The organism is Desulfovibrio piger (assembly GCF_951793255.1).
GTDB lineage: Bacteria > Desulfobacterota > Desulfovibrionia > Desulfovibrionales > Desulfovibrionaceae > Desulfovibrio.
Map to the genome: position 1 here is coordinate 172392 of NZ_OX636706.1, position 24641 is coordinate 197032.

At 63.3% G+C, this 24641-nt stretch carries 34 protein-coding genes; all 34 read right to left on the bottom strand.

Going from position 1 to position 24641, the window contains the following annotated elements:
- Window positions 1-555 (bottom strand): macro domain-containing protein, encoded by a 555-nt coding sequence (locus tag Q4I12_RS00885; protein WP_302260085.1) that lies wholly within the window; start codon window positions 553-555, stop codon window positions 1-3.
- A 9-nt stretch (window positions 556-564) separates the two neighbouring features.
- Entirely contained in the window at window positions 565-1077 is a 513-nt protein-coding gene (locus Q4I12_RS00890) for a tail fiber assembly protein (protein ID WP_302260087.1), read from the bottom strand.
- An 861-nt stretch (window positions 1078-1938) separates the two neighbouring features.
- Window positions 1939-2655 (bottom strand): hypothetical protein, encoded by a 717-nt coding sequence (locus Q4I12_RS00895; RefSeq protein ID WP_302260088.1) that lies wholly within the window; start codon window positions 2653-2655, stop codon window positions 1939-1941.
- A 10-nt stretch (window positions 2656-2665) separates the two neighbouring features.
- Complete coding sequence (locus tag Q4I12_RS00900) at window positions 2666-2974, bottom strand: hypothetical protein (RefSeq protein WP_302260090.1); 309 nt, start codon at window positions 2972-2974, stop codon at window positions 2666-2668.
- 19 nt (window positions 2975-2993) lie between these two features.
- The gene (locus Q4I12_RS00905; protein WP_302260092.1) at window positions 2994-3551 is read right to left on the bottom strand and encodes a hypothetical protein; all 558 of its coding nucleotides are present in this window, start codon (window positions 3549-3551) and stop codon (window positions 2994-2996) included.
- 11 nt (window positions 3552-3562) lie between these two features.
- Window positions 3563-4510, bottom strand: a complete 948-nt coding sequence (locus tag Q4I12_RS00910) for a phage tail protein (protein WP_302260094.1) — start codon at window positions 4508-4510, stop codon at window positions 3563-3565.
- Complete coding sequence (locus Q4I12_RS00915; RefSeq protein ID WP_302260095.1) at window positions 4495-5316, bottom strand: phage tail protein I; 822 nt, start codon at window positions 5314-5316, stop codon at window positions 4495-4497. Before Q4I12_RS00915 ends, Q4I12_RS00910 begins: the two co-directional genes overlap by 16 nt.
- On the bottom strand, window positions 5316-6455 hold the full coding sequence (locus Q4I12_RS00920) for a baseplate assembly protein (RefSeq protein ID WP_302260097.1): 1140 nt from the start codon (window positions 6453-6455) through the stop codon (window positions 5316-5318). The genes Q4I12_RS00915 and Q4I12_RS00920 overlap by 1 nt, the downstream gene beginning before the upstream one ends.
- Window positions 6439-6783, bottom strand: a complete 345-nt coding sequence (locus tag Q4I12_RS00925) for a GPW/gp25 family protein (protein ID WP_302260098.1) — start codon at window positions 6781-6783, stop codon at window positions 6439-6441. The genes Q4I12_RS00920 and Q4I12_RS00925 overlap by 17 nt, the downstream gene beginning before the upstream one ends.
- Entirely contained in the window at window positions 6783-7169 is a 387-nt protein-coding gene (locus Q4I12_RS00930) for a phage tail protein (RefSeq protein WP_302260099.1), read from the bottom strand. Before Q4I12_RS00930 ends, Q4I12_RS00925 begins: the two co-directional genes overlap by 1 nt.
- Window positions 7169-7786: a phage baseplate assembly protein V gene (locus tag Q4I12_RS00935; RefSeq protein ID WP_302260100.1), complete on the bottom strand. Its 618-nt coding sequence runs from the start codon at window positions 7784-7786 to the stop codon at window positions 7169-7171. The genes Q4I12_RS00930 and Q4I12_RS00935 overlap by 1 nt, the downstream gene beginning before the upstream one ends.
- Window positions 7779-7910 carry a hypothetical protein gene (locus Q4I12_RS00940; protein ID WP_302260102.1) on the bottom strand — a complete coding sequence of 44 codons (132 nt, stop codon included), beginning with the start codon at window positions 7908-7910 and terminating at the stop codon, window positions 7779-7781. Before Q4I12_RS00940 ends, Q4I12_RS00935 begins: the two co-directional genes overlap by 8 nt.
- A gap of 9 nt (window positions 7911-7919) precedes the next feature.
- Entirely contained in the window at window positions 7920-8933 is a 1014-nt protein-coding gene (locus tag Q4I12_RS00945; protein WP_302262079.1) for a phage late control D family protein, read from the bottom strand.
- The gene (locus Q4I12_RS00950) at window positions 8933-9262 is read right to left on the bottom strand and encodes a tail protein X (protein ID WP_302260103.1); all 330 of its coding nucleotides are present in this window, start codon (window positions 9260-9262) and stop codon (window positions 8933-8935) included. The genes Q4I12_RS00945 and Q4I12_RS00950 overlap by 1 nt, the downstream gene beginning before the upstream one ends.
- The gene (locus Q4I12_RS00955; protein ID WP_302260105.1) at window positions 9255-12116 is read right to left on the bottom strand and encodes a phage tail tape measure protein; all 2862 of its coding nucleotides are present in this window, start codon (window positions 12114-12116) and stop codon (window positions 9255-9257) included. The genes Q4I12_RS00950 and Q4I12_RS00955 overlap by 8 nt, the downstream gene beginning before the upstream one ends.
- A gap of 129 nt (window positions 12117-12245) precedes the next feature.
- Window positions 12246-12578 (bottom strand): phage tail assembly protein, encoded by a 333-nt coding sequence (locus Q4I12_RS00960; protein WP_302260107.1) that lies wholly within the window; start codon window positions 12576-12578, stop codon window positions 12246-12248.
- Between the two features lie 9 nt (window positions 12579-12587).
- On the bottom strand, window positions 12588-13115 hold the full coding sequence (locus tag Q4I12_RS00965; protein ID WP_289615941.1) for a phage major tail tube protein: 528 nt from the start codon (window positions 13113-13115) through the stop codon (window positions 12588-12590).
- Window positions 13116-13124: 9 nt separating this feature from the next.
- Window positions 13125-14612 (bottom strand): phage tail sheath family protein, encoded by a 1488-nt coding sequence (locus tag Q4I12_RS00970; protein WP_302260112.1) that lies wholly within the window; start codon window positions 14610-14612, stop codon window positions 13125-13127.
- Window positions 14612-14887 carry a hypothetical protein gene (locus Q4I12_RS00975; RefSeq protein WP_302260114.1) on the bottom strand — a complete coding sequence of 92 codons (276 nt, stop codon included), beginning with the start codon at window positions 14885-14887 and terminating at the stop codon, window positions 14612-14614. Before Q4I12_RS00975 ends, Q4I12_RS00970 begins: the two co-directional genes overlap by 1 nt.
- Complete coding sequence (locus tag Q4I12_RS00980) at window positions 14884-15279, bottom strand: hypothetical protein (protein ID WP_302260115.1); 396 nt, start codon at window positions 15277-15279, stop codon at window positions 14884-14886. Before Q4I12_RS00980 ends, Q4I12_RS00975 begins: the two co-directional genes overlap by 4 nt.
- 86 nt (window positions 15280-15365) lie before the next feature.
- Window positions 15366-15980 carry a hypothetical protein gene (locus tag Q4I12_RS00985; RefSeq protein WP_289615937.1) on the bottom strand — a complete coding sequence of 205 codons (615 nt, stop codon included), beginning with the start codon at window positions 15978-15980 and terminating at the stop codon, window positions 15366-15368.
- Window positions 15977-16297, bottom strand: a complete 321-nt coding sequence (locus Q4I12_RS00990) for a nitrate reductase (protein WP_302260117.1) — start codon at window positions 16295-16297, stop codon at window positions 15977-15979. Before Q4I12_RS00990 ends, Q4I12_RS00985 begins: the two co-directional genes overlap by 4 nt.
- 3 nt (window positions 16298-16300) lie before the next feature.
- Window positions 16301-16573 carry a hypothetical protein gene (locus Q4I12_RS00995; RefSeq protein ID WP_302260119.1) on the bottom strand — a complete coding sequence of 91 codons (273 nt, stop codon included), beginning with the start codon at window positions 16571-16573 and terminating at the stop codon, window positions 16301-16303.
- Entirely contained in the window at window positions 16570-16698 is a 129-nt protein-coding gene (locus tag Q4I12_RS01000) for a hypothetical protein (RefSeq protein ID WP_289615935.1), read from the bottom strand. The genes Q4I12_RS00995 and Q4I12_RS01000 overlap by 4 nt, the downstream gene beginning before the upstream one ends.
- Before the next feature lie 185 nt (window positions 16699-16883).
- Complete coding sequence (locus Q4I12_RS01005; protein ID WP_302260120.1) at window positions 16884-17198, bottom strand: hypothetical protein; 315 nt, start codon at window positions 17196-17198, stop codon at window positions 16884-16886.
- A gap of 10 nt (window positions 17199-17208) precedes the next feature.
- The gene (locus Q4I12_RS01010) at window positions 17209-17817 is read right to left on the bottom strand and encodes a putative peptidoglycan-binding domain-containing protein (protein WP_302260121.1); all 609 of its coding nucleotides are present in this window, start codon (window positions 17815-17817) and stop codon (window positions 17209-17211) included.
- A complete protein-coding gene (locus Q4I12_RS01015; RefSeq protein ID WP_302260123.1) occupies window positions 17817-18767 on the bottom strand; it encodes a hypothetical protein in 951 nt (316 codons plus the stop codon). The genes Q4I12_RS01010 and Q4I12_RS01015 overlap by 1 nt, the downstream gene beginning before the upstream one ends.
- A 12-nt stretch (window positions 18768-18779) precedes the next feature.
- Complete coding sequence (locus tag Q4I12_RS01020) at window positions 18780-19154, bottom strand: capsid cement protein (RefSeq protein WP_302260124.1); 375 nt, start codon at window positions 19152-19154, stop codon at window positions 18780-18782.
- Window positions 19154-20452, bottom strand: a complete 1299-nt coding sequence (sppA, locus tag Q4I12_RS01025) for a signal peptide peptidase SppA (protein WP_302260126.1) — start codon at window positions 20450-20452, stop codon at window positions 19154-19156. The genes Q4I12_RS01020 and sppA overlap by 1 nt, the downstream gene beginning before the upstream one ends.
- The gene (locus Q4I12_RS01030) at window positions 20449-22053 is read right to left on the bottom strand and encodes a phage portal protein (protein ID WP_302260127.1); all 1605 of its coding nucleotides are present in this window, start codon (window positions 22051-22053) and stop codon (window positions 20449-20451) included. The genes sppA and Q4I12_RS01030 overlap by 4 nt, the downstream gene beginning before the upstream one ends.
- A complete protein-coding gene (locus Q4I12_RS01035; RefSeq protein ID WP_289615928.1) occupies window positions 22053-22289 on the bottom strand; it encodes a DUF6148 family protein in 237 nt (78 codons plus the stop codon). The genes Q4I12_RS01030 and Q4I12_RS01035 overlap by 1 nt, the downstream gene beginning before the upstream one ends.
- Before the next feature lie 288 nt (window positions 22290-22577).
- Window positions 22578-22802 carry a hypothetical protein gene (locus tag Q4I12_RS01040; RefSeq protein ID WP_302260129.1) on the bottom strand — a complete coding sequence of 75 codons (225 nt, stop codon included), beginning with the start codon at window positions 22800-22802 and terminating at the stop codon, window positions 22578-22580.
- Between the two features lie 9 nt (window positions 22803-22811).
- Window positions 22812-23585: a BRO-N domain-containing protein gene (locus tag Q4I12_RS01045; protein WP_302260131.1), complete on the bottom strand. Its 774-nt coding sequence runs from the start codon at window positions 23583-23585 to the stop codon at window positions 22812-22814.
- The gene (locus Q4I12_RS01050) at window positions 23578-23811 is read right to left on the bottom strand and encodes a hypothetical protein (RefSeq protein ID WP_302260132.1); all 234 of its coding nucleotides are present in this window, start codon (window positions 23809-23811) and stop codon (window positions 23578-23580) included. The genes Q4I12_RS01045 and Q4I12_RS01050 overlap by 8 nt, the downstream gene beginning before the upstream one ends.
- Window positions 23812-24641: the final 830 nt, after the last annotated feature.

Here is a 24641-nt window from a genome sequence, read left to right on the forward strand (position 1 = left end):
CTAGAACGACAAAACGTCCGCCAGCGAGGCCGGGAAGACTGGTGGGTAGAGGGCATCCCTGATACCCCAGAGCATGGCCGCGGCGGCCTCCCGGGGGGCGAGACCGCCCGTCCCCGTCCCCATGCCCGGGATGGCCACGCTTTCCAGACCGGCATCCAGCGCACAGCGCACCGCAGCGCGTGTGGCCAGATAGGCCGGGAGAGGCGTATCCAGCAGGGTGGGCACGCGCATGGTCGGTGCGCTGATGCACCAACGGATGTGCGGATGCCCGGTCTCCACCAGCAATGCCTGCCCCACCAGCAGCTCACCGCCAGCCTGCTCCCGGATCATACGCTGGAGACGCTGCTGGAGCTGCGGGCCGAAACAGCGCGTGTACACACCATCCAACCCGCCATCCATAAAACCAAAACTGTTGGCCGGGCTGACCACAGCAGCCACGTCCAGGGAAAGGATGTCCCCCTCCACCACCCGCACTGTGGCCGCCAGCCTGGAGCCGATGCGATCTCGCCATGCCGTGGCCAGATGGGATTGCGTCGCGCAGAGGATGATCTCCATGCCGCCTCCTTACGCCTTCACCCAGTTGGGGATCTCCGGCCACGGGGTATCTTCCGCGCCGCCATCCCAGGGCGCGCCCTCCTGCGAAGGAAGATCGCGCAGGGCCTGGCGGTAAACCTGCAAGATGATGCGCTGGTCATCGGAGAGGGGATAGTCCGGCATCAGCAGGTAATCCGTGGCGGCAAGACGCTGGTCACGCTCGGAGCGCAGGCGCTCGAAGCGGGCCTCCTCGCTGTTGTATTCGGCCAGACGGGCCGCCTCGGCCTCGGCGGCAGCCTGCTCCAGACGGGCCTTTTCTTCCTCCCACAGCTCCACATACGGCGCGACCTGGCCTGCGTAGCTGTCGGCGGCCAGGGGATCATTGTAGGGCGGCTCATCGCCGCTACCCAGCCATTCGATGTGGCCCTGCTTCCCATCCCATTGCAGGGCGTGCATGCGCTCCGGAGCGTTGAAATCAAAGGTCAGGGCCAGACCGTCCACGATTACGAGCCTGTCCGCAGGAACAACGGTTACTCTGGGCATGTCTTTTCTCCTTATTTTTTGCCGTATTACGGCGGGTTAAAAAATCTTTCCGGCACTGTCGGCGCCACGACGTTGAGCGTGGAGCAGATGCCTGGGCATACGCATACTTTTGGCGTCTCTGGATCTGGAACAGGAACTTCCAACTCCTGGGTTCCTGCGTCAGCGACATCGGGCGCTGGTTCCTATCCCAAAACCTCACAAACTGGCGGCAGCCAGTCGCACACGCACAGCCTTTCCGGGGCCAATTCCGGTGCTGCCAGCAGCCTGCCGCCGTACTATTCCGGGCATTATGTGATCCGCGTCTGAGCAGCGGTAGACGAGGGGTTGAGGGTGGTGGCCGGGTATTTCCGGCACTGTCGGCGCCACGACGTTGAGCGTGGAGCAGATGCCTGGGCATAATCATACTGCGAATGTTGGTAAGTTCCATACGGGCGGAAATAATCGAGGTACATATGCATCAGGTGATAATGTCGTTGCATCTACTAGCCAGACAGGGGGGTCTCAGTCGCACACGCACAGCCTGTCCGGGGTCAGCTCCGAGGCCGCAGACAGCCTTCCGCCGTACTACGCCGGACATTATGTGATCCGCGTCTGAGCCCCGGTAGACGTGGGGTTGAGGGTGACGGCCGGGTGTTTCCGGCACTGTCGGCGCCACGACCTTGAGCGTGGCGCAGATGCCAAGCCATACTCATACGTTCGACAAGGGCACTTATGGCAATATTGCAGAAGCCAAAGGCAGTGCGAACTCCGGAAAACAAACGACTGATGCAACAGGCGGCTCCCAAGCCCATACGCATAGTCTGTCCGGGGCCGAGTCTGGCAGCGCCTCAAACCTGCCTCCCTATTACGCCCTGTCCTACATCATGCGATGCGCATGATGTAGGTGAGTGCATAGTATGGCGGGAGCGTGCTGGCCGACCCGGATTTGGCTCCCGACAACGCATGAGTATGCGCCTGGGAACCGCCCGAGGCATCAGTGGGCTGTCCGTCTCTCGGCGGTTTGCAGTCATTGCCGTCATTTTTGCCGTGCCAGCCGCTCCACGATGTGACCTTGCGATAACCATGTGTATGGCTTGGCATCTGCTTAGTGGACAACGTGGTCTCACCCACAGTGCCGGAAATACTGTGGCTATGGGTCTCAGAGCCGCCGGTGGAGCCAGCCGTATGCTCATCGGAGGCGCCCAAAATCATGCGCCCGCGCAGATCCGGCACGGTGCCGCCTTTGCCGTCGCTGCCACCGTCACAGAGTATCCAGTCCTCACGGGCCTCTGTCTCCCCGGGCATGATGGCCCGACGGCCATCGCTCCCGCCGAAGGTCACGCCGTCGATGGCAACAGGGAGGCGCGGCGGGAATATTGTCCAAGGATCGATATTTCCGATGGCCTCGATCAAGCCCGCGACCTTCTCCTGCAGTGCCGAAAAATCATCGGAGCTCACACCACCCAAGGTTTCAAGATCAAGAGGATCACTCCCCCCCGGGGCATGAGTATCGGCATGGGAGGGCAAGATGTCCTTACGCAGCTTGGGGCCTGCCCCGTTGTTGGCGAACAGGCGGCGGATGATTCCGGGAAACGACATGGCTGACCTCCTACTTGCAGCGGACCAGGATGTCCCTGTCCGTGGCGACTTCGATGTTCCAAACGATTTTCGTACTGGTCTGGCCCTTGCTGCCGACCTCGGCGTACTGCTCTCCGATCATGCAGGCGACGCCGTCCAAAAAGACCTCCAGCGCCACGCTGCCCACCTCATACTGCGGCACCGTGAACTGCGTGCCGGCCGCGATGGCCGCCGAGCGGCTCCCGGCAAGGGAGCGCAGCTCGGCAGCCTGGGCCACGCGGAGGGAGTCCGGCAGCATACCGATTTTGTTACCTTTGGCATCCTTGATGATATACGACACAGGACTCCCTCCCTGCCCCCTAGACGGCGGCCTTTTCGAACACGATGCCGTTGGGGTTCATGTCCGCCGGGATCTGGCCACCGTTTTCGATGATGGCCACCATACGGCCGGAGTAGTAGGTCTTGCCGTTGATGATCGCGGTATCACCGGTGGCGGAGATGCCGTTGAGGACGTCGGCATTGGCGTGCTCGTGGGCCTTGGCCATAGCGGCTTCAACGCCTTCCTTGCCCTGGATGTCGGTCCACTTGACGACCAGATCCATGCTTTCGGCTTCGGCGATCTTCACCCACTGTGCGCCGTCGTAGATGTACTGGGCCGCGCCGGTGCTGACGGTCGCATCAGCCGTGGCATCCTTGACCCAGCACAGGTCCCCCTGCTTCGGGCTCTCCAGACCGTCACGGGCAGCGATGTCGTTGACGATATGGCAGGGGACCTTGCCGCTGATAGCGGTTTGCAGCGAGGCGAGCTTGGTTTCGACATTGCTGCCATCGTTCGTCTTGACCTGTTCAGCGGTGGTTTCGGGCAGGATGGTGTTCTTCTGCGCGTCAAGCAGTTTAACCTTAATGAGTTCAGCCATGAGTTTTCTCCTTACTCATGAGAGGGTTTGTCGATATAGGCCACGTTCGCGGCCACGTCCTCGAGGCGTGTCTCCAGCGCGTCCACGCGCTCGGCGATGCCCTCCGGCACCTCCACGCCCTCCAGCCTCGGCTGGATGCTGTGGGCCCGCACCAGCACCCGCATCTCGCTCCCGGCCGGAGCAGCGAAAAGCAGGCGGATCGCGGTCGATTCCAGCGCGTCAGCCGAAGAAATTTCTTCATATTGCTGGCCCGGATAGCAGGCCACGCCATCCCAAAACACATCCAGCAGATGCTCTCCGGGGAGGTAGGCCACCCCCTCCGGCAGAGTGAGCGTGCTGCCGTCCTCAACGGCCTCATCCAGCGTCCAGACGGCCTCCCGGGGATGACGCAGATCCTCCACCACGCCCGCGATCTGGAGCAGCTCCAGCCGCGAGGCATAGCCGCTCTCGCTGACGATGATCTGCACCTCGGCCGTGCCGGACATGATGACCGGCACGGAAAGCTCGTGCGTAGTGGCCTGACCCAGCACGCTTTTGGCCTTGTAGAACGGGGCGTGGTTGCCGTAGGCGAACAGCACAGGCTTGCCGCCCTCTTCCAGCGGCTCGGCCCAGACGCCGAACTCGCGTATCCAGAAGCCGCCCTCCGTGGCCGGGATGACGATATGCGCCCAACAGACGTTGGGGTCCTCCGCATCCTGGCTCAGGCTGTCGATGGGGCGGCGGTAGACCTCATGCACGAGATCCACGGCATCGTCGGCGGGCACGGGGACCTCGCCGTTGCCGTCGCCCACCGCGATGACGCTGAGGCGGATGGGCTTGCCGGCAGCGTGGGCCGCGGCCTCCAGCACGGCCCCGGCTTTGGTGAGCAGGCAGTAATACTCAGGGGTGTCGGTGGCGACACCGGGGACGGTCTGGGTATCCTCCAGACCGCCGGGAACTGTAGCTAGGGCTTGGGGCATACGATACTCCGGCTTTGTGAGATGATGGCAAAAGCGATGCGGCCGCGCAGAGCAGGGACAGGCCGGGGCGGCGTCCAGGGCCGGATGACGCTCCGGGAGTAGCGCGTGCTGCCCAGCCCCACATGGACGCGTCCGGACGGCACCGGCTTGGGGGGAAACCAGAGGCGCACCCGGTTCATGGTCCGCATGATCCCGGCCACAGCGATGCTGACAGGCAGGGGCCGGGTGGTGACGGTCTCCAGACAGTCCAGCCAGCTGCGGACGTTTTTGTAGTCAAAGATCAGCCGCATGGCGTCGGTCACACCGGTCTCATCCAGACCGGCATCGCTGACATCGAGGCGCACGCGAAAAAAGTACGGACGCCCCTCATACTCCCACCACTGGCGGATGACCGTGGGCAGGCGCAGGGCCGTCTCCAAGGCCGTGCGCACGGCCCAGGGCGTGCCCCGGCGCCGGTGCAGCAGCAGGCTGCCCGCGATGAGCTGGCGTTTGGCCGCCACGTCCACGGCGGTCTCGTAGCCCTCCACATGGAGCTGCCACGCCAGATGATCCAGCACAGCCTCCGGGAGGCTGGTCAGCCCACCGGACAATGCGGCCAGCCGCGACAAAGGGGAGAGCATGGGCACGGAGACGGCGGACCCTGTGTCATGCGCGAGGCGGGCGTACAGCAGCACACCCGGGATGGCGCGCGTCGTCGCATCCAGCACGGTGTCCAGCGCGGCAGCGGCGGCGCGGATGGAGGGATCGCCGCTCAGGGAATCGGGCAGCAGCTCGCGGAAGGGCGTCGATCCAAGTCGGCGGGCCATCACTCATCCTCCAGCCCGCCGAACAGCAGGGAAATCTCGGTCTCGCGGGCCACCTGCGTGGCCTCCAGTGCACGAAAGGCCGGGGAATCCAGCTCCACGCGCTTGGCTCCGGCGGCCTGCACGGCGGCGATGAGCCGCGTGGGGTTGATGTCGCGACCGGGCTGGGAGCGCTGCCACAGCCGCCAGTCCTCAACAGCCTGGGCCACGGCGGCCGTCACCCCGGAGAGCAGCACGGCATCGCTGCGGCGCAGATACCAGCGCCCGGACACGGCATAGTCCACGGTCTCAGGCGCGGCCACATCCACCCTGTCGGTAAGGGGCCGCACGGTCTCGTCGGACAGGGCCTCGCGCACCATCGAGATCATGGCCTCGTCAGGCAGCTCGCCACCGGCCAGCACAAAGCGCACGTCCACCACGCCCGGCTCCGGGGAGGTGACGGACACGGCCCCGATGTCGGCGCTCACGGCCAGCACGCGGGCCTCGTAGGCGCCGGTGCTGCCCGCCACGGTGTACGTCTCCGGAGCGAGACGGATGCGCTCGCGCAGGCGCTCATCATCCTCAATGTCGGCTCCTTCCACCGACGTAGTGGTGTTGCTGACGCTCACCACATAGGGGATGGGGTCCACCAGCTGCGTCACCTGCCCGGGCACAAGACCCGTGGCCTGCGCGCCGGAGGTGGTACACAGGGCCGCCACATCCACCTGCAGCTCACCGGCGGCGATCTCGCTGTCCGACACGGTAGCGAAAGCGATCTGGCCGTCCATCGTAGCCACGCGCGTGCCCTCCGGGATGGGCACGGCAAAGCCCAGGGGCTCGCCCAGCACAAAGCGCAGGCTCAGACGGGCGGACTGCGCCGGGATGCGGGCCACGCCCATGAGCGCGCCCAGATGGTCGAGGTGCGCGCCCTGGGCATAGGCCAGCAGGCCCTGCTGCCCGGCCAAGTTGAGCAGCCGGTTCTGGACGGACAGCACATAGGCCAGGGCCTCCAGAAAAAGGCGTACCGGATCGCCGGGCTGGAGGCTCACGCCGGTCAGCCCTTCGTAGGTGGTCAGGATGGATGCCTCGATGTCGGCCGCGGACAGGGGCGCGAAGCTCACGGAAGGCAGGGCGCGCAGATCGACGCTACTGGAAATCGCCACGGTACTCCTCCCTGATCTCGACGGTCACGCGGGGGATGAGCTGGCCCTCCACCGCATCATTGCTGGAAAACGAGATGTCCCGCACCCGGATGCGCGGCACATAGCGCTCCAGCTGCTGGCCGATCTCGGCCACCATGTACTGCATGGCCTCGCCCATCGGCCTGTCCACATGATCCCAGCTGAGGCCAAAATCACGATCCAGCGGCACGGAGCCCTTGCGCGTGGCCAGCACCATGCGGATCTCCTGCGCCAGACCGGCCAGACCGGTGGCGCCGATCTGGATGCTCTGGCGCTGCGCCATGTCCACGGTGAGCGTGATGGGGGGCATCAGTTGTACTCCTGCAGGGCCAGCTGGACCTCGGCGGAAAGCGTCACGCCGTAGTGCAGCTGGCGGTGGGTGATTTCGTAGGACTTCAACACATACAGGCCGTAATATTTGAGGCCGATGACCAGGGCCATCTCATCGCCGCCGGCCGCCACGCTCTCCAGCAGGCGCAGGCGCAGGCCCACGGTGGAGACGGGCGTCAGGGGCACGATCTGCACGGTCAGCGATACCGGGTCGAGGTTACGGCCCATGTGCTGCAAACAGGGGATGCCGGCCAGCACCCGATGCTCGGCATAGACCTGCTCGCGCGAAAATTTGAGGTCGCGGAAGGTACTGACCTCCAGTTCTGTCACGGTGAACGGGAAAGCGCCCAAAAGCCCCTGGTACATCAGTGCGGCTCCCCTGTCTGACCGCCGTGCGGGCAGTCGTGGACGTGATGCAGGAAGGAAACGCCCTCCACGATGATGTCGCCATGCTCCAGCCGGAACGTGCCCTGCATGGTCGCCTGGGTCGTGCCGCCACCGGTGCCGCCCAGTTGCATGGCCGGAGCCATGAGCGTCAGGCTGGCCGCGCTGGAGACGCTGACATCGCCGGTGGCCTCGGCCTGCACGCTGCCGGTGGCCTTTACGGCCACGTCGCCCTGCACCTGGGCCGTGAGTTTGTGCGCGGCCCGGTCGTACTCCAGCACCGTGCCGTCCGAAAATTTCCGGTGCCACTTGTCCCCGCTGGAAACCGGCGGGCTGGCCTTGCCGTACATGGCGCCCAGCACGAAGCCCTGCTCCAGCCCGTAGGGCAAGAACAGGCACAACACCTGATCTCCCACGTCGGGCAGGTCATAGGCCAGATCGCCGGAGGCCCGCGGACAGAGTACCGGCAGCCATGTGGAGGACAGGGGCTGCGTCACCGTGTCCCGCAGCTCCACCTGCACGCGCATTTTTTCCGGCTGGCGGGCCGTCACAAAGCCCACGCGGATGGTCTGGGCCAGCACGTCCTGCACATCACTCATGGCAGTACCCCCACAATTCCAGCACCAGCCAGCAGCCACCGGCGGCCATGAACAGCAAGCCCGCTGCCAGCAGCAGGAAAATGGACCGCATCTCCCGTCTGATCTGTCGCAGATCCTGATCCATGTCCGCCCCCTAGTAGTCCAGCGCCTTGACCAGCTCCACGCTGGTACGGTAGCCGCTGTCGCGGCCCAGGTTGTGCGTGGCCTGCTGGATCATGTAGTCCGTGTCAAAATTGCCCCAGCCCGTGAGGCGCAGCACCGTGCCCGCCCGCAGGCGCGTATCGCCCATACACTCGAAAGAGCCGGTCATCTCCCGGCAGTTTTTGGCCCGCAGCTCGGCAATGGCCACGCGCTCGGCCTGCGCCGGATGCTCGATGCGTTTGTTGATGGTCAGCACCCGGCCCGTGGTGGGCGGCAGCTCCGGCTGATAGCTCTTCTCCATGGTCTCGGAGCTGGCAGCATCGGTGTAGCCCACCACGCACTGCGTGTAGACGCCATCCAGAGTGCGCTTGAAACCGGCCCGCTCCACGGCCAGCTCGCCGCGCTTGAGCTCCAGGGGCTCCAGCTGGTCGGCCGCCTGCCCGGAGTAGATGACGCAGAGTTTTTTCTTCAGGGCCACGCGCAGGCCCTGCTCTTTACAGATGCGCTGGAGAAAGGCCAGGTCGGCCTCCTGCCGCTGCTCCACGCGCCCGTAAACGATCTCCGGGGCCTTGTAGAGCAGATCGAGCCCGGCAGGCCCCACCACGTCCGCCGCCACGGTGGACAGAGGCACGTCGGCCCAGGCCCGCGTCTTTTTCTGCAGCATCAGGCTCGATTTTACCGCCGCCGGCACGCCTTTGATGGTCACCACGTCGCCGCCGTCGCGGCTGGATTCCAGGGTCAATTCGTCTATTTCGAACTCGCCGCAATCCAGTTCTTCCTCTCCGGGGGCGCGGAAATTGCTGGCCACGATAGTCACGCTGATGATGTCGCCGTGTTTGGGCAGCCAGTCGCCCTGCCAGAGCCCCTCGCGGTCTTCCAGCGTGAGCTGGAGGTCGTCCAGCTCATCGTCAGCTTTGTCCACATAGGAGAGGGACAAGAGGTGCGGCCAAAGATCCATGCTCACGTCCTTGCCCTGGATGCTGATCTCTACCCGTGCGCGGCGCATCACATACGCTCCCACGGCGGCAGGCTGCGCACCCGCTCGGCAGCGGCCTGCTCCGGCACGCTGATGTGCGTCTCCCCGGAGAGCAGCAGCGCGTCCAGCTCATCAACGTTGAGGGCCAGCACATCGCCCATTTGGGATTCCCCGGAGAGGCGGGACAGAGCGATCTGATCCCATGCCTCGCCCTGTCGGCTGCGGTAGCCGTTAGCCCGCTTGCCGGGCTTACGGATAGCGACAGCGGTTTTGCCGGCTGTTTTTCCGTGTGACGCATTGCTGTCTTCAGCCGTAGCTTCCTGCGTCGCAACGGCTGAAGCGACATATTCGCTAGGCATAGGCCGTCCTCCTGCGGTCGGAGGCGATTTTGTCCAGCGCCCGGCGGATGAGCGCCTCCATGTCCGGCTTGATGCTCTCCAGCACCCGGCGCACCGCACGCGGGTCGGACGACATGAGCGAAAAATTCTGGGTCAGATCCACCATGATCTGGCCGTTGCTCCCCGAAGCCTGGGCTGTAGTGCCGCCACGACGGGCCAGACGGGCGGGCGTCTGCGGCAGGGCCGTGGGGGTGCCCGCGCGACCGGATGCCTGGGTGGCCGTGCCCGTGGTCACGGGTATGGGGGTTCGGCTGCCTGCCGGGATGAACAGGCTCTGCGGACGGGAATTGTCCCCGGCCAGCGTGACCACGGTGGTGCCGCCAGCAGCGCGTGAGCCGCTGCCACCACCACTCCCTTTGCTGCTCTTCTTTTGGGCTGCCATAAAATCATTGAAGCTCTGCCGCTGCTGATATTTGGGGGGATCGGCGACCTTGGCTGCGGAACCCTGCGCGGCTGTCTTGGCTGCTGACGATGTCGCGGCTTTCTCGGCTGTTTTCGCCGCGTTGTCCGCAGCCTTTTTGTCTCCATCTCCGAAGGCCTTGTTCCAGGCATCAGAGACAGCACCCGTCACGGCGCCCACGGCATCGCCCACCGTTTCGATGGCCGAAAAGATCCACTGGAAATTCTCGCGTAGCCAGTTGAAAAATCCAGCGAATATCCCCGTGATCCCATCAACGATGGATGCAAAAAAGGCCGCGGCCCCAGACCAGATGCCGGCGATACCATTGTAGGCCCAGGACCCGAGCTCCATGACATAGCTCCAGGCCGTCAGTGCACTTTCAGTCACACCTTGCCAGATTACGGAAAAAACAGTGCTGACCGTGCCCCAGATAGACAGGACGGAATCATACGCCCAGTTAAAGGCCCCGATCACACGATCAAGAGCCGGCTGGGCCACCGCTGCCAGGTTGTCGAACAGTGCGGCAAAAAAAATCCGCAGGCGGTCCCAGTTATCCATGACCCAATTGGCCGCGAACCCCAGGCCCACCAAAGCTATCCCAGCGCCACTGGCCACCAGCAGGCTGCGCAAGCCGCCGGCCAGGATACGTGCCCCCATCCCGGCCGCCTTGCTGGCCGCCCCGAAGGCCAGGCTGGATGCTGTGAGCCCGGTCGTACTGGCTGTTGCTGCCACCTGGGATGCGACCAGACGCAGCAGTAATCCACGCCAGGAATTGGTCGTGGTACGCAGCACATTGAGCACAAGCCCCAGCGCAACACTGCCAACAGCAAAGGATGCCACTGCCGCCACGGCCGTCATCACGACAGCCGTCAGCCGCGGGAAGCTGCTTGCAAATTCTCTGGCGCCATTGACCACGACGGTCAGACCACGAGCGACAGCTCCCACAACAGGCAGCATGGTCGCACCGACGGTCGCACCCAGGTTGCGAGTGCTCTGAGTCAGCTGGGATATGGCCGTGGCCGTGGTCTTCATCCGGTTCTCGTACTCCTGCAGGACGGAGCCGGAGACATCACTGTTGGCGATATCGAACGCTTTGCGCAGCGTGTCGATCTGGGTCAGCAGAGGGGCGATGGCCGCGATGGATTCCTCGCCGAACAGCCGGCTCATGATGGAATTTCGCTCTTCAGGATTGACCTTTTCCATGGCTTCCAGGACCCGCATCACGGCGCCCTTGGCATCCTGTTGCAGCTCCTTCTGCAACTTGTTCGGATCGATCTTCAGGTATTTATAGATGGCGGATTTTTCCGGTGTGAGCCCGGCTTCACCGGCGGCCATGACCTTGACGAAATTTTTCATGGCCGTGCCGCTGACTTCGACTTCAGCACCGGCAGCCTTGAAGGCCGTGGCCAGGGCCGCGATATCCTGCGTGGCGAAACCGGTCCCCTTCATAAGGGGGCCCATGCGGGTGAATATCTGGTCGATCTCGCCGGCTTCCGCATTCATGGCGTTGGACAGCGCATTGATCACGTCCGCTGTGTGCATGGACTGCTCGGACGTCAGGCCCATAGCGGCCTGCCAGGTGGCCAGAGACTTGCCTGCCTGTTCGGCGCTGACGCCCCAGGCTATGGACATCTTGACCGCCTGATCCGCCACCCCCAAAAGTTGCTCCCGGGTGGTGCCCAGGCCGGCTTGGGCCGCGGCCGTCATGATGGTCACCACATCCTCAAAGCTTTTCCCGGTACGGTTGGACATCTCCTGCGCATCGGAAAAAACTTGCTGCATGACGGATTCCGGCGCGTCCATGACTTTGCGCAGATCTGCGAACGTGTCTTCGGCGCTGATGGCCAGTTTGACCGGAAGAGCCACCGAGGCTCCCACGGCCGCAGTACCCAGCAGACGCCCCTGCAGATCGGCACGCTGCGCCTGCAGGGCGCCGGCCTGGCTCCGGTTGGCGGCCATCGCCGTCTGGACTGCCCGGGCACGCTCAAGCTGGGCGGACAGCTGGGCGTAATCCCTGGTCAAGGCACGGACGCTGCCGCTCGTACTGGCAGCCTGAGCCACGGTCTCCCGATAGGTCGCCGTCTGACGGGACAGGGCCCCAGACAGACGGCGCACCCGGGCTTCGGCCTGTTCTATCTGCCTGGCCATGACCGTGGTCATGGTCCCGGCCTGTGAAGCTCGTTGCCACAGACCATCCAGCTCGCCGCGGGCATCCTTGAGGCTGCCGGAAAGGCCGCGGATCTTTTCCTGCTGGGCGGACATGGCCGCCCCGATCTTGCCCACAGGCGTCCGCTCCATATCGCGGATAGCCTGCGATACGGCTTTCGCCTGGCTGGACGCAGACTGAAAAGCGGCAGTGAACCCGCTTTGCAGTCTGGCCCCCAGGGCAAAGGAAAGGGCGATCTCACGCGCCATGCGACATTTTCTCCACGGCCTCTGCGGCCTCGATATAGGCCCCGAATTCTTCCGGGGTCATGGCCCTCAATTCACTGCGTGACCACTGGCTGATCTTCCCCAGGGCCACCATCCCCCGCCGCAGTTCAGCTAGGCCGGCTGCGACGTCCCAGCTTCCGTCTCCGGAGGCGTAGGGTTTTCCACGCCACCGTCACCGGCACCGTTGAGCTCGTTGAGCGCGTCGCGCAGCTTGCCGTAATCAGCCCCGCGCATACCCCTGATCGCGTCATAGGGCAGGCGGGTAACGATGGAGAGCAGGGAGACCTCGACGGTCACCGGATTGGTGCTCCGCTTCATGTTCACCGCCAGTTGCATGGCATCTTCTTCATCGCCCACGGTGGACGCGCGCACGACGACTTCAGCAATAGTCTTCCCCCCTACGTTCAGGGGCTCATTCAGCACAACGGTCTTGCTTCTTTTCATGGTCTCTCCCTAGACGTTCAGGCCCATTTGGGAACGCACTGTGGCCAGCAGATCCGTACCCTTGACCTTGTGGATGAAGTTGAGCTTGTCGAACAGGAATTCTTCCTCGCCATCGAGCAGCACTTCAAGGCGGGTCACTTCCAGTTCCAGCTCGTTGCCATGTTTTTTGCCCTGCTCCAGCGTGCCGATGGGGAAATTTTTGACACGCCCGAGGATATTGATGCGGTAGGGCACGCTGACGCGCTTGCCGGTAGCATCATCCGTGACCTGCAGGGCGGAGTAGCATTCATACAGAGAGCTCTGTGTCCAATCGAGCGCGTTGAAGATCTCGGGGGTCACAGAGGTGAAGGTGAGCTTCACCGACATGGACTCGACCATCCCCAACGTGGGATTCTCGATTTCTCCGGCCACACCGGACCCCGAGATGGTCTCGGTCATGTAGGCGATCTCGGGAAGATCGATGGTGGCTACGCCGATCATGTCCGTACCGTCGTGGTACACTCGATAGGCGATAGTTTGTTCAGGACGTCTGGGCATGCTTCCTCCTTAACCAAACAAAGCGGACAGGTTGTCGGTGTCAAATTCGAAGACGGCTTCAATATCCCGGGCAGCAGGAGGCGGCGTGATGCGCAGGTGGAAACGCATGATGCCGTCGATGAGGTCGGTCACGGGGTTCTCGGACTCATCAAAGGTGATGCTGCCGCCCAGGATGATCTCGCGGACGGTGTAGCCGTCCAGCTTGATTTGCTCGGACTTCAAAAAGGTCTGCACGAGGCGGCGGGTCAGCGGTTCGTCAACCTTGGCGAAATAGCTCAAAACGAACTGGACCTGATACCAGTTGAAGAAGCGCCGGATACTATCCTGCGCGTCCTTGGGGTCGGTATTGGACGGATAGCAGGCCATGCGGCCACCCCAGGTCTTCATGCCGCCATCGAAGTTGCTGACCGTATAAATTCCCTGCCCATTCAGATAGTTTGCCTTGGTCAGGTCGAGCCACAGCTCGTTCCACTGGCCGTCAGCGTCCACATAGCCACTGGAGGTGATGTCCAGCCGCTTGTTACTGGGGCTGGCGTAGGGGATGCCGTCATGATCGCCGTCCGTGGCCGCCATGACCCCGGCCAGATGCGTAGCGAGGCCGTACACGTTATCGCCCAGCTTGACCTTGGGCCAGCAGACGACCATCAGACCATCGGTGAGGTTGTGCTTCTCCTTGTAGCCGGGCACGTCACTGTATTTGGTCACGGCGTTGTCGCCGCTGCTGGGGATGTCCACCAGACAGATGGCCTGGAACAGACCGTTGATGCCGTCGCACTTGGCGGCCATAACCACGGCCACAGCCGGGTCTTCGCAGAACTGCGGCGCCAGGACGATGGACGGCACGAGCCGGAAACGCGGGAAGACTTCATCGATGAGCTCAAGACCGGTGCCCTGCCCGCTGGCCGGGTCGATGCCGCCGATCACGTCCTCAGAAGTGACCTTGCTCACGTCCGCGTAAACGTAGCCGGCCTTGACCGTACCACCTTCGGGGATGCTTCCCTCGGCCAGACGGGTCAGCAGGCCGCTGACGGCATCCACGCTGTAGTCGGTGCCCGCCTCATAGGTGGTCTCGCCCAGCTCATCCTTCAATTCCACGGCACAGACGCCGCCGTGAGCCAGCCTGGCGGTGTCCTTGTCCAGGGCCGACGTGCCGAAGGTCAGACTTTCGTCCGCGACCTCGGTCTTGTGCTTTTCGGGGTCGAAAACGTTGACGCAGACCACAGGCGCGCCGCGGTAGATGGCGAAATGGCTGTAGATCAGCTCTTGCAGGCTGTAGTCGCTGAAATGGTCGGCATCCCAGCCCATCGCCTGCACTGCTTCGTCATAGCTGTAAAAAAGCTGCGGCACGTTGACGGGACGGGCCTTGTCCCCGGCCAGCGTATGCACAGGGGCCGTGCCCACGGCGAAGACGACCGCGCTGTCCACGGTGCGGGCGGGCAGGATGCTGGTGGCCTGCTCGGAGGTGTAGATGCCGTGACGGTATCCGGTGGTTGCCATTATATCCTCCTACTTCTTCCGGGCTTGACGGACGCATCCTGGACGGCGACATACGCCTGATACATGACTGTCCCGCGCATGGTCAGCAGCATGCGTGCCGTGGCCAGATCCCCGTCCACCGGAACGAACAGCGTCCGGAGTTCGGGATGTTCCTCAAAAAGATCCGCCAGGACGGGAAAAACTTCTTCCGGCTTGCCGCGCAGGATCGCATTCCGCATCAGCGGCAGACCGAAAGGCCGGCTGGGGCCAAGATACATACAAGCAGTGGTGCTCATCTGATGGTCTCCACTTCATCTAGGCCGCGGGGCGGCCAGGTATAGTTCCACACACATTCGAGGGTGGCCAGGTGATACTGGTGCCAGCGCTGCTTGGGCGTAGGGATACTGGCTTTCAGCTCTCCCTCGAGCTCAAAACGCTCGGCCAGCAGCCGTGTTTTCCAGAGCTGCCGGCGCAGACAGTCGAGCATCTCTGCCAGGAGCAAGCCCGCCTGTTCCTGATTCACCGGGCTGTAGACGCCCAGGGCCAGTCCTACGGTGTCATGCAGCATGGTCTTGTGGTCCGGCTCCAGCTCGACCTGTCCCTCTATCCAACGCACGATCACAAAGGGGTAGCAGCCCTCCTGCTGACGTTCGGGCAAACCATGCAGGAACACCTGCACAGGTTGCATCCCCCCACCTTGCGGGGCGGGGAAGGGGTAATCCACAAAAGCCTCCTGCACGAGCTTTACCAGGCATGTCAGCAGCAGACGGGAGGTCATCGTCCTGTCCCCACGATGCCGGACAGGATCACATCCACCTCATGTTGCAGACGCTCCGGGAAAACTTCTTCAGCTCGGGCCACGACCTGTTCCTGGGCGTCTGCCGTCTGCAACGCCTGCACAGGCGATGGACCGTAGAGCATTTCCAGCTGTTGCCCATGACGCACGAACACGCCATAGCCGCCCTGGGGCTTACGGATGATGAAGCTCTTGCTTCCCCCGGCCACATTGGACGTAGCCGGATGTCGAGCCCCCTTTTTCTTGATCTGCACAGAGACCCCCGCGGCAGGGCGTGCTGCCGGAGGTTGCGGCACATCAGGATCAGGCAGGAAATGGATCAGACTCATACCGGGCCGGCCGGTGATATTCAGGGCGCCTTCCAGGTTGCTGCGGTTGGCACGCCTGATCTCCAGATTGGCCCGCAACTCATCATATTGGGCCGTATATGCCGTCTTGGCGATGCGCGTCGCCCTGGTCCCGGCCGCTTGAATGCTGCGATTCAGGGCTCGGGCGATGGCGATGCCAGCCCCCTTGCCGCCCAGGGCTTCCAGCACATCCTGCATCCTGCCCAGGGCCACATCCATTCCTTCTGACGTGATGACGATGCTCATGACCGCTCCCTGTACAATCTGATGGTCCGCATATGCTCATGCGCATCCGCACTCAGCACATACCAGCGCTCGTTGCGGAACGTAGTTGTCCGCCCGGTCTGCAATTCATCCGGAACGTCGACAGCAGCCACATAAATGGTGACACCCTCATAGCTGACGGCACTACGCCCATCACTACTGAGGGGCATTTCCATCTCCAGCGGCTCGTAGACACACGGGACGCCCTCATGCCCGGCCAGTTCTAGGCACTCGCCAAACTCGGCGGGGTTGAAAAAGACCGTGTGCAGATCTTCTTCAAGCTGTCCTTTAAAGCTCATGGGCTACCTCTCGCAGGAGCAATCCCGTTTGATTTCCTGCATCGCCTCCAGCCGGGCCAGGCGCTCGGCATGATCTGCTGTGACGGCCTCCAGTTCATCCAGACGCTTGTGTGCCCGGTACACGGATGTCTTCGACGCATACACTTCGGACAGGCGATTGATGCTCTCGGCAAGTTCCCTGTGCTGGGCTTTATGGTCTTTCCACCATTCGTAGCCCAGGAAAAGACTCGCGCCGAACAGCAGGGTATTGGCCCCCAGAAGTATCTCGGTGGTCATCGGTTATCCTCCACCCACTCGATCCAGAGCAGCAGCTCCCCAGCCTCATCAGCGGGCAGATGCAGCCACTGGCCATCCACCTGCGTCAATCCGCCGTCCTCCGCATACCACCACTCATCCGTCACTATGGCTCCCGGTGTCATCGGCACCGGGGGAAGCACGCTTGTCGCTGCCCCCGAATTTACGCATCCACTCACCAGCAGGGTCAGCGCGCACAGCATCCGTGCGAGATGCCGCGCGTTCCCGGCGGAAAAAGGCCACCACCGCCACCACCAGCCGCAGGAGCGCCTGTGCCCAGACCGGCATGACATCACAGCCTGCGGCTGGCCGCCGCATCGTCAGAGTTTTTGGCCTGACCGGCGTTGAAGCCCAGGGCATTCACCACGGTGTAAAGGAAGCGCACCACCACGTTGGCGTCGTCAGCCGGGCGCGGCCACACGGCCGAAATGGCCGCGCAGATGGTCACGACGAAGGTAATCCACTGTCCCCAGCTTTCGGGCAGCCAGCCGATGATGGTGGCCACCATGTCGGCGCCGGGGACAACGGTGTCCGCCTCCGCTGCCAGAGCGAGGCAGGGAAAGAGGCAACAGAGGCAAAGCAGCAAAGGCAGAAGGTACTTTTTCATGATTTCCTCCTTAGTCGGGGCAATGGGTGCGTTTCATCCAGCCATCGGTGAACTTGCGCTGGCTGGGATTGCGGGCCGCAAGCTCGATGTAGTGCGCGCCCTGCATGCAGTTGAGGGCATGGACAAGGGCTTTTTCATCCGTGCGCCAGGCCAGCAGGGCCGCCAGGGCATCCAGCGTGCGGGGGCCGATGACCCCGTCAACGTTGAGGTCGGCGAACAGGGAGTTCCCGGCCCGTGCGCGGTTGAAGGCATTGCAGACCAGCTGCACTTTTTTGCCGGAGCCGCCCTTGCCCAGGTTCACGGACTGCTCGAAGATCTCGTTGGCGAGATCCTGAGGCAGGGCTGTGAGCCCGAGGCGATCCCACCACTCGCTGCGATACCAGCCGGACACCAGATCGGAGAGGCCGGGCACCGTGGCCAGATGGCGCGTGAACGCGCTGGCCCCGGAGGCGAACGAGCTGTGGTCTTTCTCGCGGTCAATGAGCTTCCAGCCGGGCCAGTCCGGCCAGTAGCGGCGGGCGATGCCCGCGTAGGTCTCGCCGCCGCTGTCCCCCTGGACGGTGCACCAGCCGCCTTCAAAGCCGGCCAGCGGAGCGTAGGCAGTAGCGAAATCGGCCATTACTCGGTCACCCCCGTGAGCACATAGCCGGCGCCGACGAACTGGATGCGTTCATCCGTATTCTGGCGCACGCGGTAGATGGTCCCGCGGGTCTGTTCCTCGCGGTAGCTTTCCGTCGTCAGCAGGCCGGAATCTTCACTCCAGACGAAGGTGCGGCCCAGGCAGGGCTCGCGCAGGTCGGGCCCACCGGAACTCAGGCAGGCAAGCATGACCCTGTTCCTGGGCCACAGGGTCTCGACTTTGAGGTCGCCCCCCTTGGGGCCGCTATTGTAGACGGCGTTGGAGACCAGGATATTGGCCACGCCGAAATAGGCCTTGAGCTGCTCGATGGTCAGCTCTCCGCGCAGGGCGTTGGGATTGCTGTATTTGATGCGCTCCATGACCGCATCGCACATGCTGATGTGGCGCAGGATGTCCACATCCAGGACCAGAGCATTGGGCTGCAGGCCAACGGAAAAACGAAAATGGTCCTTGGCCTTGTTGATGTCGGCCAGCGGATCGGCGTCGGCATAACTGGACCAGGCCTTGGCCACGGCCCCGTTGGGCAGGTCGGCATTGTTGATGGTCGCCTCGACCACACGTTTTTCCTCGTTGCGCAGGATCATGAGGGTGGCGCGCTGCACGGCCACCACTTCGGCATCGAAATACCGCCTGTAGAGCATGGCCTCAGTGTCATCCAGAGGTTCTTCCCAGCCGTATTCGCGGCAGTAATATTCGGCGGATTCGAAGCTGTAATCCCCACGGGCATAGGCGGAACGAGGGGCACGGGCCGTATCCTGCATCTCAAGGATGGCCTCGGCCGGGATCATGGGATACTGCGCGGCACGCAGATCCGTTTCGAAGACCGGCAGCACCTGACGGCCGATGAAGCCCTGCTGGGCCGCTCCCAGGGAGTATTCGTAGGCCAGGACCCCGAGTTCGGGGCGAAACACACTATTGGTAGTAGGCATGATGTCCTCGCGTTACGCCCCGGCGGCAGCGGAGCGGTCGAAAATGGGCACGATCTGGAGAAAATCGCCATTGTCCGCCGGCGAAAGGGCGATGCCCACCGCCAGGGCGCCATCACTGTGGGGCGCCACCGCGCCGCCTTCGGCCAGCATGACCAGGCTGCCGGTGGCGATGCTGCCGGTGGAGCGGGCCTCGAACGTGCCCTGGGAATTGATGAGGCGCACACAGACATGTTCACCGGCGTCCTGCGCCCCCAGCTCGGTAAAGCCGATGGGCGTATCAGCCGCGCCGCAGACCTTCAGCCCATCGGCTTCCAGCTTGACGAAGCTGGCCCTGGCGATGGTTTCAGCAGCGATGAGGGTGACTCGGGAGCTTTCGTAGTACGGCATCACTTGGACTCCTTCTGTACGTTTTTCAGCCAGACGGCGTGGGCTTCGGGGTTGTCCCTGGCCACTTCATGCATGGCCTGCCCCTTGGTTTTGCCTTCGGCGACCTTGGCATTCACCAGGGCCATGAAGTCATCCCCTGCGGGCTGGTCCGGCGCGACATCCACAGGGGAAGCCGCGGCCTTGCGCAGAGCATCCAGGGCGTCCTTGCGATAGGGATCAGGGTCAGCCGGCTGCGCTGTGCCGGCCTTCGCCGCAGGTTGCATCAGCGGCTGCAGGGCCTTGATCTGTTCGACCGTCACCCCCGACTGCACCACCGTTTTCAACGTCTCGGCGGCATCACCCAGAACAGCGCAGGCCAGCCCGATGAGGCGGGCCTGTTCTTCTTTGGCGCCTTCCGCACGCGCATTTTCAAGGGCGGGCGCCCGGTCTTTTTCCAGTTCCGCCCGCAATTCCTGCTCCAGCTCGGGATGCTGGGCCCTGAGTTCTGCGAGATTCATGGTCCACTCCTGTTTGATCTGTTTGATGAATTCTTCGCGGGAACAGATCCGGTCGATAAGTCCGGCCTTGAGCGCCTCGCCCGCGATAAAAATCTTGCCGTCAGCCATCGCCAGGGTCTTTTCCCGGCTTACGCCGCGCCCCTGTTCCACGGCAGAAAGGAACAGCTCGTACACGGCATCGATGCCTTCCTGCAGGTAGGCGCGCATCTCATCCGACAGCGGCTCCACCGCATTGCCGGCGGCCTTGTAATGACCGGCAGCGAGGATCGTGTACCTGACGCCCGCGCCTTCCAGGGCTTTGGAAAATTCGCGGTGCATGCTGATGACGCCGATGCTGCCCACCTGGGCCGTAGCCGGCGCAGCTATCCTGCGTGCCCCGGAGGCCATCCAGTACGCCGCCGATGCCATGAGACCATCGGCCCAGGCGTAGAGCGGCTTTGCCGCCGCGGCCGTGCGTACCGCCAGGGCCAGTTCCTCGATACCGTCCACCGTGCCGCCGGGCGAATCCACATCCAGCATGATGGCCCGCACACTGGTGTCAGCGGCGACTTCCTTCAGCGCCGCCGCGATCTCGCGCATGGAGAACAGCAGGCGCCAGCCAAAGAACTGGAGCCCATGCTTGCTCATGGCCCCCTGCACGGGGATGACGGCCAGACCGTCTTCCACGGTGTAGAGCGGCGCCTGCTGTTCTTCGCTGCGGCCAGGACCGCGGGCATCAGGGCCCTGGTTCAGCGTATCGGCGAGGGCCGTCAGCGCTTCCGGCTGCATGGCCCACAAGGAGGGGAGGTTGGGGATCGTCATGCGTCAGTTTCCTCTGCCGTTTCTGTGACGGCATCCTTCGTGTCCGGAGACGACGTACCGGACTGAGCACCCAGGCCCAGGTCACGCAGCAGACGCTCTTCACGCTGTCGCTGCCGGGCCAGGGTGGGGAAATCCATACCGCGGGCGTAGCAGATGCCCGTGCGGGTCTCGGTGAGGTTGGCCAGGGCCAGATCATCGGCCTGACGTTCCTTGACCGGGTCCACCTGGCCCCGGGGCGGACGCGTCCAGATACAGCGGCCCCAGGCGCGCATGATGGCCGGGGACTTCCAGAACGACGGAGCGCCCGCGGGAACCGCCAGAAGACCGCGCAGCCAGGCTTCTTCCATGACCATCATCCAGCATGGCCGCAGGAAGCTGCGGATCATCCAGTCTTGGTAGAGCGTGTGCAGCTTCCAGACTTCCAGCAGGGCCGCGCGGGCGCTGCTGTAGTTGGTCCGGGAAAAGTCCTTGGCCACCATCTCGTAGGGCTGGCCGGTGGAGGCCGCCGCCGCGCGCAGGATGCGCTCATAGAAAGCATCGAAGGTGGGCCCGGGGCGGTTGCTGGAAATGATGTGCGGCTTGTGCCCGGGCTGGCCGATGGTCATTGTCCCGGGCTGCATGGGCAGATAGGAGGGCGCCTTGTCCTGGGCCGCACCGTCAAAACCGGCGGCGCCGGCCATGACATCGGCCGGTGCTTCCAAAAAGACCGTGAACGAGGCCGCGATCATGGCGCCCACCAGCTCGTAATCCACATAGTCGGCCAGATCGCGGAACTGCTTCATGGCCGGCGACAGCAGCGAGACACCGCGAACCTGTTCGGGCAGGCCGGCATGGAAACAGTGGAAACAGCCCCAGCGGTGCGCCACCTTGCGCCGGGCAAAGAAAAAATGCGACGAATCCAGGGATTCCAGAGGGGTACCGGTCACGGGATTGGCGATCCAGTAGCCCACAGGCTCCCCGTAGGGGCCCAACTGGACACCGTTGCAGATGTCTGACCGGGAAAAAAGATCGATGGGCGTCCGCAGGCGGGCAGGGTGCAGCGCCTGCAGGCACAGGCCGAACACCCGGTCGGGGGCATCGTGCCAGACCGGCAGCTGCAGGATCTCGCCCGTGACGAACAGCGAGCGGGCCGCCAGATATTGCAGATCCTCGAAGCTGGAGCGGCTGGAGGCGTCCGCCTCCTCGCACCAGAGACGCCAGGCTGTCTCCATGCTCTCGGCGAAAGCTTCGGCCTGGTCTTCCGTGATGCCCAGGGCGACGTGATCCGGATAGCTCTGCGGCCGCATGCCCGTGCCCACCACGTTGAGGGCCAGGGCATCGATGGCGCTGGCGGCATGGCCATCATTGGCCACCAGGGACTCCGCACGGCGCATGGTCACGTCGTAGGCGCGAGTGGCGCTCATCTCCTCCTGCTCGCGCCGGGGCCGCCAGTTTTCCATGGTTCCGTCATGGCCGCCGCTCTGCCTGCGCACCGGCGTCACCCGGCCGGAAGCCAGCGCCATGACCATGCGCGCGTGCATGCGCCGCGCACCGGTCACGGGAGCGAACCAGCCCACCAGCCTGTCCAGCAGGTTGGGCGCAACGGCGGGCAGGGATGGCATCAGAACCTCCTCCCAGGCAGCATGGAGATGAAGCGGGGCAGCCCGCGACCGGCCTGCTCATCCTCCACCGTGGGCTGGGCATCGAGCCATTCCAGCGTCTGGCGGATCTCGGCCAGGTCGGCACGGCGCAGGCGGCGCGCGCCGATGGTGTACTCCTGGCCCAGGGATACCTTGGCCAGAGCATCGGTCCACAAGCCTATCTGACGTGTCTTTTCTGCGCGGGTCAAAACTGCCATCTTTACCCTCTTTCGTGCTCCCTGCATGGCCGCAGGGGCCTTTATGGGCCATGTACACATGCTGAGGGGAAAAGTCGTCCACAATGGATAGAATGGATAGAATGGAGACACTTTTTTCAGCCTGCAAAAAATCCCGCCAGGCCGCGCCGGCCAAGGCTTTGCGGGGATCGCGACAGGCAAAAAAAGAGGGGGCGGAAAAAATTTTTTTCCGCCCCCTGTCAGGAATGGCCCTCAACAGGACCGTGAAGGCTTATGGCTCAAGGGTTTTGTGGATATTTCCCGCCGTATTCACATCTTCCAGCGGGGCGTTTCCAGGGCCACGTCCGGGGCCTGCTGCCGCACCTGCTCCAGCAGGGCCGTGAGCTTGCGGTAGTGGTCTTCCAGCAGGGCCCAGACCAGCTTGCTCTGGCTGGGGTTGCCCGCTTTTTCCAGCAAGGCCGCGTAGGCCATGAGCGGCTGCATCAGGTCCGCGACCAGATCAGCAAGGGGACGGTCTTCGGGCTGGGTATTCATGGCGGCCTCCTATTGCGTCAGGCTCAGGCCCAGATACCAGGTCTTGCCGCCGCGTTTGACCTTGGCGAACCGTGCGGGCATGACCCGGCCGAACACATGGATAGCGGGCACGCTGTCCGCGAAGCGGGCGCACCACCAGAGGGCAAAGGCTTCATACAGGCGGCTGGCGTTGACGCGCCCGTCCGCGTCCCGGCGGCATTCCTCGTCGGCAAAGCGCAGGATGCGGGCGGCACATTCCCGGCCGGGCTCGGCCTCTCCCACGGGCCGGGCCGTGACCATGCGGCACAGGCGGGCGAACCAGCGCACCGCCGCCGCGGAGCCGCCGTTGTCCAGGCGGGCCGTCTGCAGGGCATCCTGCCACAGGCGCTGCCGCATGGTCGGGCGCAGGGCGTACATCTCGGGGATGGCGGGCAGGTCCGGGGCTTCCTCTCCGGCTTCCGGCAAGGCATAGCGCCCCGTGCGCCGCAGGCTGGGTAGGACTTCGGCCCGTACCCACTTACTGAAGGCCCTAGCCTGCGGCTTGCGGCTGCGGAAGATCAGGGCATACAGGCCGGATTCAGAAATCAATGTGTACTGGTGGGGAATACCGGCTCGGGGATTACTGTCGGGATTTCCGACGGTAATCTTTTCATCTTCATCAAGTGAAGATACCGCATCCCTGTTGTTTTCTAGGCCAAGTACCCGGCACACATCCTTGGCCACGAACCAGGGCTCGCCGTGTTCATCCAGGCGGCAGCGCACCAGCTGTTCCTCAAAGGCAAAGGGCGTCAGGCGTTCAGGCATGGCGCACCCCGCGTTCGTCCTGGGCAGGCAGCAAATGGCAAAGGGCGCGCAACTGCTCCAGCTGGCTCTCGATGCGGGCCGCGCTTTCCAGCAGCAGCCCGGACACGGCATCGATGTAGGGCGTGCGCTCATCTTCCACGCATTCGGCCAGCAGGCGCAAACGATCAGGCAAGGGGGAGAGATTGCTTTCGATGTCCAGCAGGGGGGACAGCGGCAGATCAGACATAGGGCACCTCGACAGTTTGGGATTGGTTACAGGATGCAAAAAAAGGCGAAACAACGCTCCCCGGCCGTCGAGAGGCCGCCAGTCCTCACGGATACTGGACGTTGTTCCGCCGATATGTACTCCACACCCATGAGGTGCGCAGAGGGCAGAAATGCAAAAACGCCGCGATTCACGTCAGCGGGGGGACACTGACACAGGCTCCGGCAGGGCCTCTCGACTTTGGGGACTTCAGGTTGCCTGAAGGCAATGGTGGTGTCAAGGGGCAGCCCCGAAGGGGGCAAAAAATGAGGCACCGTGGAGTTCTCCACGGTGCCTGCTTTAGAACTGAATTTTACGAACGCCCGCCTTTAGAGTGGCGGATAGTGACAAATATCAATGCGATGCAAATGAGAGAAATATCAATGCGATGCAAATGAGAGAAAAAGTAATGGGATCTTGAATTGCCCACGGGGCGATAGCAGCTAATATGTTAAGGAAATCGATATGTTCAAAAATCCTATCAAGGAGCCAGTCAATAAATCTTTTCCGAATTTCACTCCACCATCCTGGTCCATCCCGGCTCCAGCTGTTCCTTCCTTGAGGAACCCTGGGGCTGAGGCGACTTCGTGGCGGAGCCTTTGGGGGTCCGTCTCTTACCGCTATGCGATTTGTATTGCGCCGTTTCAAGGGTCCGTCGGACATTTGAAACGGCTTGAGTGGTCGATACCGTTGTCGTGCCATGCTCACCTCCATGTCTAAGGTTTCAGAAAGATGCCTCGTCCCCCGATGGGACGAGGACTTTTACCTAAATAAACACGTCCCCGCTTTTGACAAGGGGGACAGACAACTTT

Excerpts from the sequence above, each read along its gene's own strand:
- Q4I12_RS00890 (WP_302260087.1), bottom strand. The coding sequence starts at position 1,077 with ATGCCCAGAGTAACCGTTGTTCCTGCGGACAGGCTCGTAATCGTGGAC.
- Q4I12_RS00965 (WP_289615941.1), bottom strand. The coding sequence starts at position 13,115 with ATGCCCAGACGTCCTGAACAAACTATCGCCTATCGAGTGTACCACGAC.
- Q4I12_RS00990 (WP_302260117.1), bottom strand. The coding sequence starts at position 16,297 with ATGAGCTTTAAAGGACAGCTTGAAGAAGATCTGCACACGGTCTTTTTC.
- Q4I12_RS00955 (WP_302260105.1), bottom strand. The coding sequence starts at position 12,116 with ATGGCGCGTGAGATCGCCCTTTCCTTTGCCCTGGGGGCCAGACTGCAA.
- Q4I12_RS00915 (WP_302260095.1), bottom strand. The coding sequence starts at position 5,316 with ATGGCCCGCCGACTTGGATCGACGCCCTTCCGCGAGCTGCTGCCCGAT.
- Q4I12_RS00970 (WP_302260112.1), bottom strand. The coding sequence starts at position 14,612 with ATGGCAACCACCGGATACCGTCACGGCATCTACACCTCCGAGCAGGCC.
- Q4I12_RS00910 (WP_302260094.1), bottom strand. The coding sequence starts at position 4,510 with ATGCCCCAAGCCCTAGCTACAGTTCCCGGCGGTCTGGAGGATACCCAG.
- Q4I12_RS00960 (WP_302260107.1), bottom strand. The coding sequence starts at position 12,578 with ATGAAAAGAAGCAAGACCGTTGTGCTGAATGAGCCCCTGAACGTAGGG.
- sppA (WP_302260126.1), bottom strand. The coding sequence starts at position 20,452 with ATGACGATCCCCAACCTCCCCTCCTTGTGGGCCATGCAGCCGGAAGCG.
- Q4I12_RS01040 (WP_302260129.1), bottom strand. The coding sequence starts at position 22,802 with ATGAATACCCAGCCCGAAGACCGTCCCCTTGCTGATCTGGTCGCGGAC.
- Q4I12_RS00995 (WP_302260119.1), bottom strand. The coding sequence starts at position 16,573 with ATGACCACCGAGATACTTCTGGGGGCCAATACCCTGCTGTTCGGCGCG.
- Q4I12_RS00930 (WP_302260099.1), bottom strand. The coding sequence starts at position 7,169 with ATGTACCAGGGGCTTTTGGGCGCTTTCCCGTTCACCGTGACAGAACTG.
- Q4I12_RS01045 (WP_302260131.1), bottom strand. The coding sequence starts at position 23,585 with ATGCCTGAACGCCTGACGCCCTTTGCCTTTGAGGAACAGCTGGTGCGC.
- Q4I12_RS00905 (WP_302260092.1), bottom strand. The coding sequence starts at position 3,551 with ATGGCTGAACTCATTAAGGTTAAACTGCTTGACGCGCAGAAGAACACC.
- Q4I12_RS00945 (WP_302262079.1), bottom strand. The coding sequence starts at position 8,933 with ATGCGCCGCGCACGGGTAGAGATCAGCATCCAGGGCAAGGACGTGAGC.
- Q4I12_RS00935 (WP_302260100.1), bottom strand. The coding sequence starts at position 7,786 with ATGAGTGATGTGCAGGACGTGCTGGCCCAGACCATCCGCGTGGGCTTT.
- Q4I12_RS00975 (WP_302260114.1), bottom strand. The coding sequence starts at position 14,887 with ATGAGCACCACTGCTTGTATGTATCTTGGCCCCAGCCGGCCTTTCGGT.
- Q4I12_RS00950 (WP_302260103.1), bottom strand. The coding sequence starts at position 9,262 with ATGCCTAGCGAATATGTCGCTTCAGCCGTTGCGACGCAGGAAGCTACG.
- Q4I12_RS01005 (WP_302260120.1), bottom strand. The coding sequence starts at position 17,198 with ATGAAAAAGTACCTTCTGCCTTTGCTGCTTTGCCTCTGTTGCCTCTTT.
- Q4I12_RS00895 (WP_302260088.1), bottom strand. The coding sequence starts at position 2,655 with ATGTCGTTTCCCGGAATCATCCGCCGCCTGTTCGCCAACAACGGGGCA.
- Q4I12_RS00985 (WP_289615937.1), bottom strand. The coding sequence starts at position 15,980 with ATGAGCATCGTCATCACGTCAGAAGGAATGGATGTGGCCCTGGGCAGG.
- Q4I12_RS00925 (WP_302260098.1), bottom strand. The coding sequence starts at position 6,783 with ATGCCCCCCATCACGCTCACCGTGGACATGGCGCAGCGCCAGAGCATC.
- Q4I12_RS01035 (WP_289615928.1), bottom strand. The coding sequence starts at position 22,289 with ATGGCAGTTTTGACCCGCGCAGAAAAGACACGTCAGATAGGCTTGTGG.
- Q4I12_RS00980 (WP_302260115.1), bottom strand. The coding sequence starts at position 15,279 with ATGCAACCTGTGCAGGTGTTCCTGCATGGTTTGCCCGAACGTCAGCAG.
- Q4I12_RS00885 (WP_302260085.1), bottom strand. The coding sequence starts at position 555 with ATGGAGATCATCCTCTGCGCGACGCAATCCCATCTGGCCACGGCATGG.
- Q4I12_RS01015 (WP_302260123.1), bottom strand. The coding sequence starts at position 18,767 with ATGCCTACTACCAATAGTGTGTTTCGCCCCGAACTCGGGGTCCTGGCC.
- Q4I12_RS01020 (WP_302260124.1), bottom strand. The coding sequence starts at position 19,154 with ATGCCGTACTACGAAAGCTCCCGAGTCACCCTCATCGCTGCTGAAACC.
- Q4I12_RS01030 (WP_302260127.1), bottom strand. The coding sequence starts at position 22,053 with ATGCCATCCCTGCCCGCCGTTGCGCCCAACCTGCTGGACAGGCTGGTG.
- Q4I12_RS00940 (WP_302260102.1), bottom strand. The coding sequence starts at position 7,910 with ATGGATCAGGATCTGCGACAGATCAGACGGGAGATGCGGTCCATTTTC.
- Q4I12_RS01010 (WP_302260121.1), bottom strand. The coding sequence starts at position 17,817 with ATGGCCGATTTCGCTACTGCCTACGCTCCGCTGGCCGGCTTTGAAGGC.
- Q4I12_RS01050 (WP_302260132.1), bottom strand. The coding sequence starts at position 23,811 with ATGTCTGATCTGCCGCTGTCCCCCCTGCTGGACATCGAAAGCAATCTC.